The sequence below is a fragment of the Limosilactobacillus sp. WILCCON 0051 genome (assembly GCF_039955095.1).
Classification (GTDB): domain Bacteria; phylum Bacillota; class Bacilli; order Lactobacillales; family Lactobacillaceae; genus Limosilactobacillus; species Limosilactobacillus allomucosae.
The window spans coordinates 59,897-75,538 of the sequence record NZ_CP154878.1 but is presented as its reverse complement, the minus strand read 5'-3'; the positions used below and the strand labels follow the sequence as shown (position 1 = coordinate 75,538).

The 15,642-nt window shown below is 50.0% G+C and carries 12 protein-coding genes and 1 other annotated feature (1 of these 13 running past the window's edge); of the genes, 5 read left to right on the top strand and 7 right to left on the bottom strand.

Annotated elements, in window-relative coordinates:
• Nucleotides 1-61: 61 nt before the first annotated feature.
• From ABC765_RS00290 to ABC765_RS00275, 4 genes are all read right to left on the bottom strand, one after another.
• Nucleotides 62-1,231: an MFS transporter gene (locus ABC765_RS00290; RefSeq protein ID WP_347980468.1), complete on the bottom strand. Its 1,170-nt coding sequence runs from the start codon at nucleotides 1,229-1,231 to the stop codon at nucleotides 62-64.
• Between the two features lie 164 nt (nucleotides 1,232-1,395).
• On the bottom strand, nucleotides 1,396-2,700 hold the full coding sequence (serS, locus tag ABC765_RS00285; protein ID WP_270371818.1) for a serine--tRNA ligase: 1,305 nt from the start codon (nucleotides 2,698-2,700) through the stop codon (nucleotides 1,396-1,398).
• Nucleotides 2,701-2,985: 285 nt separating this feature from the next.
• Nucleotides 2,986-6,096 (bottom strand): SMC family ATPase, encoded by a 3,111-nt coding sequence (locus ABC765_RS00280; RefSeq protein WP_347980467.1) that lies wholly within the window; start codon nucleotides 6,094-6,096, stop codon nucleotides 2,986-2,988.
• Entirely contained in the window at nucleotides 6,093-7,214 is a 1,122-nt protein-coding gene (locus tag ABC765_RS00275; RefSeq protein ID WP_347980466.1) for an exonuclease SbcCD subunit D, read from the bottom strand. Before ABC765_RS00275 ends, ABC765_RS00280 begins: the two co-directional genes overlap by 4 nt.
• 304 nt (nucleotides 7,215-7,518) lie before the next feature.
• Between ABC765_RS00275 and ABC765_RS00270 the strand changes: the two genes are divergently transcribed.
• From ABC765_RS00270 to dltD, 5 genes are read left to right on the top strand one after another with little or no spacing between them, the layout of a single operon-like run.
• The gene (locus ABC765_RS00270) at nucleotides 7,519-7,659 is read left to right on the top strand and encodes a teichoic acid D-Ala incorporation-associated protein DltX (RefSeq protein ID WP_006499288.1); all 141 of its coding nucleotides are present in this window, start codon (nucleotides 7,519-7,521) and stop codon (nucleotides 7,657-7,659) included.
• Nucleotides 7,660-7,670: 11 nt separating this feature from the next.
• On the top strand, nucleotides 7,671-9,203 hold the full coding sequence (gene dltA / locus ABC765_RS00265) for a D-alanine--poly(phosphoribitol) ligase subunit DltA (RefSeq protein ID WP_347980465.1): 1,533 nt from the start codon (nucleotides 7,671-7,673) through the stop codon (nucleotides 9,201-9,203).
• Nucleotides 9,203-10,420 (top strand): D-alanyl-lipoteichoic acid biosynthesis protein DltB, encoded by a 1,218-nt coding sequence (dltB, locus tag ABC765_RS00260; RefSeq protein ID WP_376752308.1) that lies wholly within the window; start codon nucleotides 9,203-9,205, stop codon nucleotides 10,418-10,420. The genes dltA and dltB overlap by 1 nt, the downstream gene beginning before the upstream one ends.
• A 29-nt stretch (nucleotides 10,421-10,449) precedes the next feature.
• Nucleotides 10,450-10,689: a D-alanine--poly(phosphoribitol) ligase subunit DltC gene (gene dltC, locus ABC765_RS00255; RefSeq protein WP_048345643.1), complete on the top strand. Its 240-nt coding sequence runs from the start codon at nucleotides 10,450-10,452 to the stop codon at nucleotides 10,687-10,689.
• On the top strand, nucleotides 10,682-11,977 hold the full coding sequence (dltD, locus tag ABC765_RS00250; RefSeq protein ID WP_347980464.1) for a D-alanyl-lipoteichoic acid biosynthesis protein DltD: 1,296 nt from the start codon (nucleotides 10,682-10,684) through the stop codon (nucleotides 11,975-11,977). The genes dltC and dltD overlap by 8 nt, the downstream gene beginning before the upstream one ends.
• A gap of 56 nt (nucleotides 11,978-12,033) precedes the next feature.
• On the opposite strand, the gene ABC765_RS00245 is transcribed toward dltD, so the two are convergent.
• The 3 genes from ABC765_RS00245 to brnQ all read right to left on the bottom strand — a co-directional run bounded on the left by ABC765_RS00245 (nucleotide 12,034) and on the right by brnQ (nucleotide 15,521).
• Complete coding sequence (locus ABC765_RS00245; protein ID WP_347952546.1) at nucleotides 12,034-13,290, bottom strand: NAD(P)H-dependent oxidoreductase; 1,257 nt, start codon at nucleotides 13,288-13,290, stop codon at nucleotides 12,034-12,036.
• The gene (locus ABC765_RS00240; RefSeq protein WP_275691265.1) at nucleotides 13,290-13,886 is read right to left on the bottom strand and encodes an NADPH-dependent FMN reductase; all 597 of its coding nucleotides are present in this window, start codon (nucleotides 13,884-13,886) and stop codon (nucleotides 13,290-13,292) included. Before ABC765_RS00240 ends, ABC765_RS00245 begins: the two co-directional genes overlap by 1 nt.
• A gap of 258 nt (nucleotides 13,887-14,144) precedes the next feature.
• Nucleotides 14,145-15,521 carry a branched-chain amino acid transport system II carrier protein gene (gene brnQ / locus ABC765_RS00235; protein ID WP_347952544.1) on the bottom strand — a complete coding sequence of 459 codons (1,377 nt, stop codon included), beginning with the start codon at nucleotides 15,519-15,521 and terminating at the stop codon, nucleotides 14,145-14,147.
• Between the two features lie 92 nt (nucleotides 15,522-15,613).
• Nucleotides 15,614-15,642: a binding site (T-box leader), on the bottom strand; it runs 220 nt beyond the window's last position.

Here is a 15,642-nt window from a genome sequence, read left to right as displayed (position 1 = left end):
ATGCCAAAATAAGTCAAACACTTAAAAATGCCTTGCCGCACCTAAGCACGACAAGACATTTTTATTTGATTACCTTGACTGAGCGTCTGGACACCACGATCGCGTATAGCCAGGTTACCAGCATCATGATAAAGACTGAGACAAACAAGAAGTTATAGCCGGCTTGGTCAACAACCCAGCCGCCATACACTGGTCCCAGCGCCCGGCCAATCGACATGGCAACGTTGGGCATTCCTTGATACTTACCGGTTTCCTCAGCGACGGTCAAGACATCGATATAGGCCGGCACGGAAGGAATCCCGACCATTTCCCCAATCGTCAGGATCACAAAGTCAACGACAAACATCGCAAAGCTGTGTACCCAGATCAGCAGCGGAAATGAAATGGCAAAAATCGCAATCCCAATAATAATCTGCCGCTTAACCGAAAGATAGTCGGCCAGTCTGGTAACCAGCGGCTGGCCCAAAACGATGACGGCCCCATTGATCGTCCACAGCAGACTATAGGCAAAGAATGGAATATGCATATCGGTAATGTGCACCGACATGACGCTTTCCCATAAGGCATAGCTGAGGTAGACCGTTACTAGGCACAGACAGTAGGCATAGACGATGTGGACGTTGTGACGTGGGCTCTTAACCGCCGCGGCCTGCTGACTTTTACCCGTTGACTTGGGCCGCACGTCAACGTTAAAGTGCAGCACCGTAATCAAAAGGTAGGCACCATAGCAGACGCTGGCTACGATAAAGACGATCTCGATTCCCAGGTCCAACAGCGTCCCGACCAACAGCGTGCCAACTACGACCCCCACGTTAAGCGCCATGTACAGCATGTTATAGACATAGCGGGCAGTGTGTCCCGTAACGGCCGAGCCATAGGAATTGATCACGGTCAGTCCCGAGCCGTCAGCAAAGCAGATCACGGCCAGCAGAATCGGAAACATCGGCCAGCCATGAAAGAAAATCATCAAGATATTTCCCAAAGTGGCGACCGTTACAGTGATCACCGCGGCCGCGTAAGGCTTCCAGTTGTCAAACAGCCAGCCGCCCAGGTAGTTGCCAAACATCATCCCCATGGAACTGAAAAAGATTACCAAGCCCGCGACCGTCATCGACTTGTTCAAGTACTCATGCACATAGATCGTCGTCAATGGCCAAAGCATCGCGGCGCCGGCATTATTAAGCAGACTCGCCATGAACAGCCACTTGAGCTTGATTGATTGGCGTGGCATAAATATGCACCCTTTCTAAAGCACTAATAAAGCCCCTTTTCCGTGCAGCAAGCCGACACGGCAAGGGGCTTTATTTTTTCCGTGTCTGGCTTGGTTGAAACTTTCTTTGCCTCTAGTTTACCAGACATTCTCAGCAGACTCCAAACGCGACCGCTGATCGGATTTTACTTGTGCAGGTAGTTGAATGGCACCGCGTTTTCCGGCGTGATCTTGGTGATGCCATGCATGTAAGGTACCAGTGCTTCTGGAATCGTTACCGTACCGTCTTCGTTTTGGTAGTTTTCCAAAATTGCGGCTACCGTCCGGCCAACTGCCAAACCAGAACCGTTCAGCGTGTGGACCAGCTGCAGCTTGCCGTTTTCGTCACGGTAGGTAATGTGCATCCGGCGAGCTTGGAAATCAGTACAGTTCGAGCAGCTGGAGATTTCACGATACTTGTCTTGAGCTGGCATCCAGACTTCAATATCATGCGTTTCCGCTGAAGTAAAGCTCATATCGCCAGTCGACAGCGTAATGACATGGTATGGCAGGCCAAGCTTTTGCAGAATGTTTTCGGCATTCTTAGTCATCTTTTCCAGTTCGTCAAATGAGGTTTCCGGCTTAACGTACTTAACCATTTCAACCTTATTGAACTGGTGCATCCGGATCAGACCACGCGTGTCCCGGCCAGCCGAGCCAGCCTCAGAACGGAACGATGGCGACAGCGCCGTGACGTATACTGGCAGCTTGTCGGTTGGAATCTCTTCACCAGAGAAGTAGTTGGTCAAAGGCACTTCCGCCGTTGGAATCAGCGTCATGTCCTCGCCATTGACCTGGTAGACGCCTTCCTTAAACTTAGGGAACTGACCAGTACCGTACATGGATTGAGCCTTGACGATATATGGCGGCAGAACTTCCGTGTAGCCTTCCTTCATGTGTTCATCCAGCATGAAGTTGTAGACGGCCCGTTCCAGTTGAGCACCCAAGCCGACGTAGTAGACGAACCGCGCGCCAGAAACCTTAGCTGCCCGGTCGAAGTCCAGAATGCCGAGCTTTTCGCCCAGGTCCCAGTGGTGCTTAGGCTCAAAGGCAAACTTAGTCGGCTCGCCCACCTTGTATTCTTCACGGTTGCTGTCTTCATCGGGACCAACCGGCACGCCATCACGCGGCACGTTTGGCAGATGCGCCAGCTTGTCGTTTAAGATCGCGTCGTTTTCTTCGACCTCAACGTCCAGCTTCTTGATGTCTTCACCAACCTGACGCATTTCGGCAATCGCGTCATCGGCTGATTCATGGTTGCGCTTGGCCTCGCCGATCTTCTTGGAGGCCGCGTTGCGCTTAGCCTTCAGCGTTTCGGTCTGCTGCAGCAGTTCACGCCGTTTTTCATCCAGGGCCAATACTTCGTCAATGTCTTTTGGATCAACGTTGCGCGTTGCCAGCTTCTGCTTAAAGAATTCAGGGTCTTTACGAATCTTCTTGATATCGAGCATCTAAAATTCCTCCTAAGTATATAAAAAGAGCCACTTCATCCATATTTTGGGACGAAATGGCTCTGGTTCCGCGGTACCACCCAAGTTCGACAAAGATTTGTCACGCTCTGCATGGATAACGGCCATGAACCCGTGCGGCATTACCCGCCCACATTTAATGACACCGGAGTTTCGATCGCTGCCTTGCACCACCCGACAGCTCTCTTAGGATCTACTTTAAAATGTCTTCGTGTTTTATATCATCGCTATCTTATTACATCCTGCCTGATTTGGCAATCTTTTCGGCTAATTTATTGCAAAGTCGTGCTGATAGCTGACATGACTGTGGCCCTTATCGGAACTGATCTTGAGCTGATCGGGAATCCGTTCTTCCAATTCGGTCACGTGACTGATGATCCCGACCATACGCGAATTGCCTTCCAAAGTCTGCAGCGCCTGCAATGCATTATCCAGTGCGGCTTGATCCAGCGAACCGAAGCCTTCGTCGACAAACAGAGCATCGATTTGAATTCCCCCGGCCTGCTGCTGAATGATCTCGCCAAGCGACAGCGCGAGGGCCAGTGAGGCAGCAAAAGTCTCTCCTCCAGACAGAGTATGCACGCTGCGATCCTTGCCAGCATCACGATCTCTGACGCCGACTTCCAATCCGCTCCATTTGTTGTTTGAGCCGGTGCTTTCTTCCAAAAAGAACTCATAGCGACCAGCAGTTAATTGTCTGAGCCGTGGATTGGCGTTGCTCAGGACCTCTTTGAAGTAGTGTCTGAGCACATATCTTTCCAAAGTCAGCCGCATTGAATTCTTGCCATTCATGGTATTGACCAGATCACTGAGCCGATCCAGTTCGGCCTGCTGTTTGCCTTGTTCCTGCTGGATCTCATCAACCTGCTGAACCGTTTTTTGCTGCTGTTGGAGCTGTTCTTTCAAGCGCCCTAATTCCCGCTGTTTTTCATCGCGCATTGTCGTGGCCGCCTGCAGAGCTTTTTGCGTCTCAGCCAGCTGTGGCCGGGGCCGTTCGTTGATAGCTGCCAGCAGGTGCTGACGCCGGTCAAGATTGATCTTGACTGCCTGCTGATATTCGTTGACGGTCTGCTGCAGAGATTCCAGCTGATCCAGTTGGGCAAAGTCTTCTGCATAGCGCGACCACTGAGCATTGGGATCATGATCTTTTAAGGCCTGCTGCAGCTGCTTGACCAACTGTTGGCGATGATTCTGCTGCTGCGTCAGGTTTTCTTGATCATGACTGATCGTTGCGGCGACCGCGGCAGCGCGCTGTTGTTGATGCTGCAGTTCGGTTTGGTTCTGATCCTTTTTTTGCTGATAATCCTGCAGCTGAATCTGCCAAGCATGCAGTTGTTTTTTAGCTGTGATTAAATCAGCGTATGCTGGCGGCAGCTGCTTTACTTTGGCCGTCAGCTCGCCATTGAGTCCGGCCAGTTGAGCCGTCAGCAGCTGCTGATCATGATCCAGTTTCTGCTGCTGGGCCGTCAATTCATCCAATGTCTGCTGCTGTTTTTGCTGTTCTTGCTGCGCCTGCTTTAATTCTTCAATGGCTGTCTGCGTCTTTTTAAGCCGTTGTGCGGTCTCATTCATACGCTCCTGCAGTTTTGCGGCCAGCTGGGCAAGATCGGTCGCTGGCAGCTGACTGTCATGTCTTAATTTCGTCAGCTCAGTCGTGTATTCAGCTTTTAAAAGCGTCAACTGCTGGGTCAGATTGACCGTTTTTTCCTGAGCCTTGACTTTTTGAGCCTGCGCATCGTCTAAAGCCTGGCGCGCCTGTTTTAAAGCCACACCGGCAGCTTGAATCTCATCAAGCGAGATCTTAGCGGCTAGGTTGCCTGGCTGGGGATGATCAATTGAGCCGCAGACCGGACAAGGCTGACCCGGAACCAGATGAGTCGCCAGTTCGGCAATCTGAAGGGCCGCGTGCTTTTGATCAGCTTCTTGAAAAGCAGTCTGCGCGGTCTGATAATGCTGTCCAGCCAATTCCTCCTCATGCTGGGCCTGCTGTAGGCTGGCTTGCTGATCTGTTATCGTCTGGTGCCTGCTCTGCAGATCCTGCAGCCGCTTGAGCAGTGCCTGTCCGGTGCTGCGTTCCTCAAGCATTTTTTCAATCAGCTGCCGATCGGTTTGCTGCTGCAGGTCTTGAATCTGCTGTGCTGTTTTCTCCAGTAAAATCGTCTGCTGCTGACTGACGGCTTGAACCTGCTGATGGCTTTTTTGGAGTTTAGCCAGTTTTTGCTGTTCGGTTTGAATGCGTTCTTTAAGTTCAGCCGTTTCTTGATAGCGGGGCAGCAGGCTTTCCAAAGCGATTTTTTGCTGGTTGATCGAATCGATGGCCGGCTGCTGCTGGTTCAGCTCTTGAGCGCGATGCTGCAATTGCTGCAGTTTTTGATCAAGTTCCGTAGCCGTTGTCTGCTGTTGCTGCAGATCGTTTTGCAGGTCTTGGATTGCCGCCTGGGCATGCTGCCAGGCAGCGTAATCGGTTTGCTGATGGCGAACCCACTGCAGCTCGTCAATCAGCTGCTGCTTGGCTTGGATTGCCGATTGCTGCTGATTCAGCTGTTGTTGAGCGGCTTGGTTTTGGGCTAGTTCATCATAGGCGGTCTGCAGATTTTGTTCCACGTGAAACTGTTCATCGAGTTTTTTAGCCTTTTCCTGTGCAGCGGCAGCATTCTCAGCTTGCTGAGCCAGCTGCTGAGAATGCTGTTTTAACAGCGTCGCGGCAGCTTGCAGCCATTGAACGGGATCGGTTTGGTCGGCAAGCTCTTCAATGCTGGTCATCAGATGTTCCATTTGCTTTTGACTGTCATGGCTGGCATCCTGTGCCGCCGTCAGCTGATCCTTGAGTTGCTGAGTCCAGTCCGCGTATAGCTGCGTGCCAAACAGCTCCGCCAGCAATTGATTTTTATTGTTGCTGTCCGACTCCAGAAACTCACGAAACTTACCCTGCGGCAGCAAGACGATCTGGCGAAACTGATCAGCATTGATGCCGATTAGATCTTCAATAAATTGATTGGCGTCGGTAACTTTGGTAATTTCTTCTTTTTGACCGTTTTTTTCATAAAACAGGTCTACTTTTTGGCTCTTGTGCCGGTCCTGTTTAGGTTCTCGAATGATCTGATAGGTCTTGCCTTGATGCTCAAACCAAAATGAGACCCGCGTCAGATCCTTTTCCTTGGCAAAATCAGAGCGCAGTTTTTCGGCAGTACGGCCATTGCGATTATTATCAGTCGTTGTACCAAACAGACTAAAACACATTGCGTCAAAAATCGTGGTCTTGCCGCTGCCCGTCTTGCCACTGATCAAAAACAGCGGCACTTCGTCAAATTGAGCAAAATCAACGGTCTCATTGACATATGAGCCAAAATACTCCATTTTCAGTTTTAAAGGCTTCATTTTTCTTCCTCCTCAACCTTGGTCAAAGCTGCCGATGCCCATTGCCGCTGCTGATCATCCAGCTGCTGATCCGGATGTACCTTTTCATAAAATTCATCCAACAGCGTCAGCGGATCATGACTGGCCGTCGTCATGGTCGCGATGCTGGCGTCGTCCTGCTGGTTGGGGCGCTTGATCTCGACAATTTTAGGATAACGAGCCCGCAGTCGATTCATCAGGTCGCTGATCAGCTTGGTATCGGTCAGGCGGATGGCAACATAGTCTTGGGTTTGATCGTATTGAGCCGCGATTTTCCCTTCTGTCAGTTCATCAAACGAGCCTTCCAAAACAATCAGATCATGCTTAGGCTGCAATGGGGCCCAAGTGAGCTTGAACGGATCCGTATCGACAATCCAGACCCCTTTTTGAAGATTGGCCTCTGAAACCGAAAACTTAAGCGGCGATCCGCTATAGCGCATGCGTTCCTCATTTAAAGCCCGCGGATTATGCAGGTGTCCCAGTGCCACGTAGTCAAAGTCTTTTAGCAGCGTAGTCGGCACGGCATCCAATCCCCCAACCTCAACTTGAATCTCAGAATCGGTATGCGTACTGCCCGCCGCGAAAAAGTGCGCTACCAGGACGTGCTTTTTATTGGGATCGAAAAGCTGCTTCATCTGATCAACAATCAAAGTCATCGCCTGGCTGATCGTCTTAACGTCTTGTTCGAAATAATTGCGGACCGCCTGCAGGTTAAAGAATGGCAGCAGGAAAAACTGCGTATCCATAATCGTGACTGGTTCAAACGCACTGGCCAGCGTGGTATGCAGATAAAAATCAGTCGTCTCAAACCATTCACTGCCCGTAGCCAGGCGCGCGGCCGAATCATGGTTGCCGCTGATCGCCAATAGCGGTAGATGGTCGTTTAGATTCAGCTGTTTGAGCATTCCATTCAGCTGCTCAACCGACTGCTCGCTGGCTAAGCCCCGATCATACAGATCACCTGCAATAACAACGGCATCGACCTGATAGTCTTTAGCCAGCCGTTCAATCTGGTCAAACGCCGCGGCTTGATCCTCAGCAAGCGAAAAATCATGCAGTTTCTTACCGATATGCCAATCGGCCGTATGTAAAAATCTCATGAGACCTTCCTTTCTATCGAACAAACATTCGCGTTGATGACATTATAGCACAGATCGCGTGAAAGTTTCAGCACGGCAAAGTTCAAACTTTCTTCGTATTTTATTAATATTTTATTTAGATTCACCACCTGGTTAGGACCCGCTCAAACATTGATATATCAACGTTTAAGTGGAAGAAGCAGCTTTATTTAAAGATTTTAAATATGTTTTTCTTAAGCAAGGCTTAACATTTGCTTGGCTTGACTTGGTATATAGTAGGGTAGTACCTTTCCAAATCCGATTTAGGTAAAGGAGTGATTAGTGAATGTTGGCAGCTCTCAAACGCCACCCTGTCGCTGGATTTCTGCTTAAAACGTTCTTTTATTTTATCGTCTTAATGCTGTTGATCTACTTATACGGATACTATGGCGCTGGACAGGCACCGTTTATCTATAATGAATTCTAGCGGAGGAAAAAATGATTTCTAACATTGTTCGCGAGTTTGACCGCGTCGCAAAAGAAAATGCCACGCGCGTCGTCTATGACGAAATGGGTCAGACTCACACGTACCAAGATTTATTGGTTGATTCAAATGCTTTCGCGGCTTGGCTTGACCAAGAAAAAATCGTTCCTAAAGATGGTCCGATCATGTTTTATGGCGACCATCAATTTGAAATGGTGGCCGGTTTTGTCGGCGGCCTAAAAGCGGGTCACGCCTACATTCCCGTTGAGGTTGGCTCAGCTCTGCCCCGCATGCAGTCGATTATTGACGCTGCCAATCCGCGGCTGGTCGTTGCCATTGATGATTTTCCCGTTGAAAAGCTGAACTACGACGGGGCTGTGATCAATAAATACGAATTGGAACAGATCTTTGCCCAAAAGACTTCATACGAGGTTACGCATGAAGTCACCGGCGACCATCCCTTCTACGTGCTGTTTACTTCCGGCACGACCGGCTCGCCAAAAGGGGTTGAGATTAGCCACGACAATATCTGTTCATTTGCCAACTGGATGCTGGGCGACAGTTTTGACATCCCAGCCCACCAGATCTACCTGGGTCAGGTGCCATTCTCGTTTGACGTCTCGCATATGTACTGGCTGACGGGTCTTTTGTCCGGCAGCACGGTGCAGACTCTGCCACTGGCCGTTGTTCAAAACCTGGGTCAGCTGTTTACCACGCTGCCTAAGCTTGATATTACGGTCTTTGTCGGCACGCCTTCATTTGGCGACATGGCACTGCTCAGCCCCCAGTTCAATCAAGAACAGATGCCGAACCTAAAATACTTTGTCTTCTGTGGCGAAGAACTGACCACCTCGACCGTCAAGCGGCTGTTCAAGCGTTTCCCTGATGCGCGCGTCTTTAACACCTATGGCCCAACCGAAGCTGCTGTGGCCGTTACCAGCATGGAAATCACGCCGGCAATGGCCAACAGTCACGAACGGCTGCCAATCGGCTATGACAAGCCTGGCGTAACTACCACGATCTGGAAGGACGGGCAGCCCGTTGATGAGCCAAACGTCCATGGCGAGATCATCATCAGTGGTGACAGCGTGGCTAAGGGCTACATGAACAACCCTGAAAAAACGGTCAAAAACTTCTTTAAATACAACGGCGTCCAGTCATATCGCACCGGTGACGAAGGCTTTATCGATCAAAACGGCATCCGTCACATCATTGGCCGGATGGATTTTCAGATCAAGCTGCACGGTTTCCGAGTTGAGCTGGATGAGGTCCGCAACAGTCTGGAACTGAGCGAATACATCAAGCAGGCCATTGCCGTGCCGAAGTACAACAAGAAGCATCAGGTCAGTCATTTGATCGGCTACGTGATTGCACAGCCAAACGACTTTAAAGATGAGAAAGAATTGACTCAGGCCATTCGTCAAAGTCTGGCTGGCAAGATCATGGACTATATGATGCCAACCCAGTTCGTCTACGTTGACAGCTTCCCGAAGTCCGCAAATGGCAAGATTGCGGTTAAGCAGATGATCGCGGAGGCCAATCAATAATGAGCTGGCTTGAAAGTCTTCCCAACTACACGGCTTATGGCACGCCATCGTACTTTATCTACCTGTTGATTGCCGTCTTGCCAATGGGAATCAGCCTGTACTTTGGCAAGCGGCTGGCTTGGTATGAGGCCATCGTCAGCTTCCTGTTTATCTTCTTTATGTTTGATGGCTCCAGTGCCCCGCAGATGATTTCTCTGATCGGCTACGTAGTCTATCAAACAATCCTGGTAACGGGTTACTTCCATTATCGGCAAAAAAAGAACGCGGCGGGTGTCTTCTACTTGATGACGCTGCTATCGCTTTTGCCGATCATCATCGTCAAGTTCACGCCGGCAATGGTCGGTCACAACTCGCTGCTGGGCTTTTTGGGAATCAGCTACCTGACGTTTCGGGCGGTCGGAACGATTATTGAAACGCGGGATGGCGCCGTTAAAGACCTCAACTGGTGGAAGTTCATCCGCTTTTTGCTGTTTATGCCAACCATCACTTCCGGGCCGATTGATCGCTACCGGCGTTTTTCAAAAGACTATCGCAAAGTCCCCAGTCGTGAAAAATACCTTGAGATGGTCGGTAAGGCCGTTAAATATCTTTTCATCGGCTTTTTATACAAGTTCGTGCTGGCCTACCTGTTTGGTCAGGTCTGGCTGCCATTCGTTGAGCGCCAGGCATTAATGTACGCACCGCATTTAAGCTGGTGGGTCGTTGCCGTGGCTTACGTCTATGCCGGCGATCTTTACTTCGACTTTGCCGGCTACTCGCTGTTTGCCGTGGCCATCAGTTATTTGATGGGTGTCGAGACGCCAATGAACTTCAACAAGCCGTTCGTTTCCAAAAACATCAAGGAATTCTGGAATCGCTGGCACATGACGCTCTCATTCTGGTTCCGCGACTATATCTTCATGCGATTCGTCTTTTTGGCCAGCAAGAAGCATTGGTTTAAAAACCGCAACGTCCTGTCATCGGTTGCCTATATGATCAACATGATGGTCATGGGTTTCTGGCACGGGGTTACCTGGTACTACATTCTCTATGGTTTCCTGCATGGGAGCGCACTGGTCATCAATGACTGGTGGCTGCGTTACAAGCGCAAGCACCTGCATATCAAGACCAATGCTTTTACCAAGGGTGTGGCCATGTTTATTACGTTTAACTTTGTCGTCTTTTCATTCTTGATCTTCTGCGGCTTTTTGAACACGCTGTGGTTTGTCAAACATTAATCTGAGTACTTATTTTTGGAGGTTATATCATGCAAGAACAAATTCAACAACTTTTAGCTGAAGCAACCGGCCGTGACGCCAGCGATTTTGCCGACACGACTGAAGATCTGTTTGCCGACGGTCTGCTGGACTCCATGGCAACCGTTCAGCTGCTGCTGGCTCTGCAGGACGAATTCGACATTCAGGTTCCCGTTTCCGAATTTGACCGCAGCGAATGGAGTACGATCGATAAAATCGTTGATCGGGTAAAGGAACTGGAAAATGAATAACCGTCGCAAACTGTGGTCGATCTTTGGCCCGGTCATCGTAGCCTGCCTATTGGTACTAGGCTTCTTTGCCTTGCCATGGGGCAGCTCGCATTCCCAGGCAACCCTGCAAAAAGCCGCCGATTCGCTTAGTCCGCGCGTTTTTAAAAACAGCTCGATTAAAGTGGCAGCCATGCAGGATAAAAAGAAAAACTACATTCCATTCTTCGGCTCCAGTGAGTTGAATCGAATGGACCGCTATCATCCCGCGGTTATGGCTGCTCGCTACCACAACTACACGCCATTCTTGTTCGGTTCCCGTGGTACGCAGTCTTTGCCGCAGCTGTTTAACATGACGATGATGGCCCCCGAAATGAAGAATGGCAAAGCCGTCTACATCATTTCGCCACAATGGTTCGTCAAAGAAGGCGTCATGCCATCAGCCTTTAAATACTACAACGGCACCTACGCTAATCTAACCTGGCTGAAACAGGCCAACCCTGATTCGCCTTACGATCGTTACACGGCTAAGCGGCTGGTCAAGCTTTTAGGTACGGAAGGCTCAGTTGCCAACTATGCCCAAAAGATCGCGGACGGCAAGCACCTCAGCTCATGGGACCGTACCCGTATCGATATGGAATCGACGCTGCTCAAGCATGAGGATGACCTGTTCTCCGGCTGGTTCTTAAAAGACAACTACAACAAGCGTATCCAGCCACGCATCAAGGAGCTGCCCAAGACTTACAACTACAGCGCCTTGACTAAAGAAGCCATCAGCGACGCCAAGCATTCCAGCAACAACAACCGCTTTGGCATCCTGAATCAGTTCTATGATCGGCGTGTCAAAGGCCATCTCAAAGGCGTTCCTGGCAGCCAAAAACACTACAGCTACCTTAAATCGCCAGAGTATGCCGATCTGGAAGTCGTCTTGAATCAGTTTAAACAAACCAATACCAACGTCGTCTTCATGATCACGCCGGTTAATGCCAAGTGGGAAAAGATGACTGGTCTTTCCATGCCGATGTATTATCAGGCAGCCAACAAGATCAAGTATCAACTGCGCTCGCAAGGCTTCAATAATATCGTTGACTATTCACATGATGGCGGCAAGCCTGGTTTTATGGAAGATACCATTCATATCGGCTGGGCCGGCTGGGTCAACTTTGATCACCGCATTGCGCCGTTCTTGGAGCAAAAACAGCCGCAGCCTCACTACCATATGAATAAAGCCTTTTTGTCACAGAAATGGCAAAATCTTGATCCTACAACGGCCAACTTAAATCAGTTCACCAAGGATCATCTCAATAAATAGCAAAATAAAAAGAGTTCGCAGCTATCTGCGAGCTCTTTTTGCATCTGATCAGGATTTTAGTTTTCAGAAGCACCCGTCATGGCATCAGCATCCGTTTCTTCCGGATCATCAGCCGCTTCAGATGCGCCCGTGCTGGCATCCGTCTCGGCCTGCTCTGCGCGTTGGGCAGCTGCCGACATTACCGGAGCAGCTGGTTCGCTGGGAGCAGCCGGTTCCTCATCGGTATCTTCAGAAGCACCCGTCGTCGCATCCATGGCTGGGGCAGGTTCTTCAACTGGTGCTGGGGCAGCGTGACCATGTGAGGCGCTGGAGGTTGCATCCGCATTCCAGGCACCATTTTCAGCCAGGTTCAAGATGTCATCAACTGAACCCGTAAATTCAATCGTCCCCAGGTAGTGACCATCAACATCCCGCAGCGCATAGTAGCGAATCAAGACACGGTGACCGTTCATCATCAATGGGCGGGCAACCACGTCTTTGGTGCCGTTCTTAAAGCTGTCGATAATAGCCTTAACAGCAGGAACAGCCTTTGGTGGGTGGCATTCACTGTAGGTTTCGCCAAGCTGGTTGACGTTACGAACGTGTTCACGGTTAGGCTTGTCTGAGTAGTAGGCAAAGCGGTCGTCAGCATCGATCAGGTCAATTTCAAATGGAATCGTGTTGAAGATGGCTTGGACTTCTCGCAGCGACAGGCGGCCGGTCGGGAAGCTGACATAGGCATCTTCAATCATAGGACGTTTAACAGACATGAGTTGTTCACCTCGAGAAGCATTTTTGAAAAGTTCCGCATATTCAACAAAATTGGTAAAGCATTTTTCCAGATTATCAACGTAGGCCTGGTCAATCAGACGGCCATCCTTGCTAAAGACCTTGGCAGCATTGCCGATCAGCACCTCGTTGCCAGACAGCAGGTTGGCATTGCAGTCCGGACTCAAAAGCATCTTGCGCATCTGCTGCTGGGCACGTGCGGAAGCCTGGCGACCATAGGATACCCCCACGATCATCGCTGGCTTGCCATGCAGGACCTTGGATTGATATGAAAGCCATTCAACGGCACTCTTCATCGCAGCTGGAACGGCATGATCATATTCCGGCGTCGAGAAGATCACCCCATCGGCAGCGTTGATCTGCTGCTTAAGTTTCCAGACCGGCGTCGTTTCCTCAAAAGGCACGTCCTTGCTAAAAGCTGGCAGATCCTTGATTTCGGCAATCTCAATCTCCGCCATGCGCCAGAAGTGTTTCTTCATAAACTGCAAAAGAATACGGTTGTAGGAAAAGTCGGCGTTCGTACCGACGATTGCAACGAATTTCATTACTTGGCAGCCTCCTTTTCCGCTTTGGCCAATGCTTCTTCTTCCAGCTTAACTTCTTGATCATTGGCGATCGCAAAGCATTCAAAGTCGCGCAGACACTTGTCCAAGAACTTGATCGTACCAGGATCGGTAATATCGCCGTTTTCATCAAACAGATTCTGGGCAAAACTCATAAAGAAGTCTTCTTTTTGAAAGACGCGCGCGTTGACCCCCGGCGAGATCATAACGTCACGCAGATCAACCTGAGCCCGTGAAGAACCCTGCGCGTCAGTAGAAGCCCCAACCAGCAGCACTGGCTTGTTGGTAAATGGATGCAGCTGATAGGAAAGCCATTCAATGATGCTCTTTAAAGAGGAAGGTACCGAGTGATCAGTTTCAGGGCAGGCAATCACTACGGCATCGGCAGCATCGATCGCGTCTGACATGGCCTGGATGGCAGCCGGCGTTTCTTTGGCGCTTTCGTTGAACAGTGGAATCTTGCGCACGTCAACGACCGTCATATCATGTTCATAGGCTTTGCTGATGTATTCAAGCAGCATGCGATTGTACGAATGGTTGGCATTGGAACCAGGAATCCCAACAATCTTCAAATTCATTCACTCCTTATTAATGATAATACTCTCCATACTTGGCATTATTGCACTAGCTTATTTTAATATAAATTTTGGGGAAATTGTATAGCTTCGCACAAATTTTGTGAAAATAATTTCAAAATGTGAAATGAATAAAATTATAGCCAAATTAAAAGCTGTTATCTCAACGTTTAGATAACAGCTTAGTTTGTTCAATAATGATTTAATTACTTTTTATCCACTGTCTGGTAAACCTAATTAAGAAACATGTTGACCTTTTAATCAGTTTTCTTCACCGGCTGCTGCCAGACTGTGCTCCCGATACCAGTGCACCATCAAGCCCAGCGCCAATCCAATCAGTGCTGGGACCAACCATGACAGACCATAGGCAGCCAGTGGCAGGGAAGCCCGCCAGCCAGCCACCAGCTTGCCAAACGCGCTGGCACTGACCACGCTTGGGAAGGAAACTACCATATCCCCCAATGCCGGCACGACGGTAAACAAGACGACAAAGAAATAGACAACGCCATCCCGCTTAAACAATGGCGAGGCAACCGACAGCAGGATCAGGACCATGGCCAGTGGATACAGAAACATCAGCATTGGCGTTGACCAGGCAATGATCTGCTCCAAGCCAAAATTGGCAACCAAAAATGAGGCCAAAGTCGTCAAGAACAGCCAGGCATGATAGCTCAACTGTGGAAAATGCTTGTGAAAGTCCTGCGCGAAGGCTGCCACCAGACCAACCGCCGTCGTTAAGCAGGTGACCGTGATCAAAACGGCTAAGACGGCTTGTCCCAGTCGGCCAGCATAGGCATTAACCAGCTGCGTAAAGGCCACCCCGCCATCAGCTGAAACCTTGAACCGGCCTAGAGTCATCGCGCCAACCACGATCAGCAACACATAGATCAAAGCAACGGCACTCATTGCCAGGACGCCTGATTTGGCAACCACTTTGGCAACGTCGCTATCCCGCTTCTGGCCCAGCTGACGAACCGCTGTCACGACCGTAACCCCAAAAGCCAGACCAGCCAAGGCATCCATCGTATTGTAGCCCTGCAGGAAGCCATTGACGAACGAGCCATGCACGTAAGCCGTCGTTGCCTGCGTCTGGAATGGATTGGCAAACGGATTAACGAACGCAACGGCAAAAACGACAAACAACAGGACTAAAAAGACTGGATTCAAAACCTTACCGACGTTGGTCAAGATGTCGTTTTCACGATAGGCAAATGCAAAGGCCAAAGCAAAAAAGACCAATGAGAATAAGAACAGGGCCAGCGTCTGATCAGCCTTGGGAACAAACGGTGCGACCCCAACCGTGTAGGAAACCGTAGCCGTCCGTGGCGTCCCAAACAGCGGTCCGATCGTAAAGTGAATCAAGACCATAAAGACCAAAGCAAAGCCAACTCCTAATGGCCGACCGATGTCAAAAACCCCTTCAGCACGCGTTACCGCAACGGCCAGGACCGACAGCAGCGGCAAGGCGACCCCGGTTACCAAAAAGCCGACTGCCGCGCCGACCCAGTGACTGCCGGCCAGCTGCCCCAGATGCAAGGGAAAGATCAGGTTGCCGGCCCCAAAGAAGAGACCAAACAGCAATGATGCCACGACCAGATACTGCTTGGTCGTTAGTTTTTTCGATGTGAGTTGTTCCATTTTTTTGCCCCCGAAATGAATTAAAATTAGAAATCACTCATGTCGAATACTGGCTGCGCCGAAAATAAAAAGTCCCTTGACCGAGAACTCGGCCAAGGGACGCAATCGCGTGGTACCACCC

Coding starts and splice junctions, on each gene's coding strand:
- ABC765_RS00290 (WP_347980468.1), bottom strand. CDS start 1,231: ATGCCACGCCAATCAATCAAGCTCAAGTGGCTGTTCATGGCGAGTCTG.
- serS (WP_270371818.1), bottom strand. CDS start 2,700: ATGCTCGATATCAAGAAGATTCGTAAAGACCCTGAATTCTTTAAGCAG.
- ABC765_RS00280 (WP_347980467.1), bottom strand. CDS start 6,096: ATGAAGCCTTTAAAACTGAAAATGGAGTATTTTGGCTCATATGTCAAT.
- ABC765_RS00275 (WP_347980466.1), bottom strand. CDS start 7,214: ATGAGATTTTTACATACGGCCGATTGGCATATCGGTAAGAAACTGCAT.
- ABC765_RS00270 (WP_006499288.1), top strand. CDS start 7,519: ATGTTGGCAGCTCTCAAACGCCACCCTGTCGCTGGATTTCTGCTTAAA.
- dltA (WP_347980465.1), top strand. CDS start 7,671: ATGATTTCTAACATTGTTCGCGAGTTTGACCGCGTCGCAAAAGAAAAT.
- dltB (WP_376752308.1), top strand. CDS start 9,203: ATGAGCTGGCTTGAAAGTCTTCCCAACTACACGGCTTATGGCACGCCA.
- dltC (WP_048345643.1), top strand. CDS start 10,450: ATGCAAGAACAAATTCAACAACTTTTAGCTGAAGCAACCGGCCGTGAC.
- dltD (WP_347980464.1), top strand. CDS start 10,682: ATGAATAACCGTCGCAAACTGTGGTCGATCTTTGGCCCGGTCATCGTA.
- ABC765_RS00245 (WP_347952546.1), bottom strand. CDS start 13,290: ATGAAATTCGTTGCAATCGTCGGTACGAACGCCGACTTTTCCTACAAC.
- ABC765_RS00240 (WP_275691265.1), bottom strand. CDS start 13,886: ATGAATTTGAAGATTGTTGGGATTCCTGGTTCCAATGCCAACCATTCG.
- brnQ (WP_347952544.1), bottom strand. CDS start 15,521: ATGGAACAACTCACATCGAAAAAACTAACGACCAAGCAGTATCTGGTC.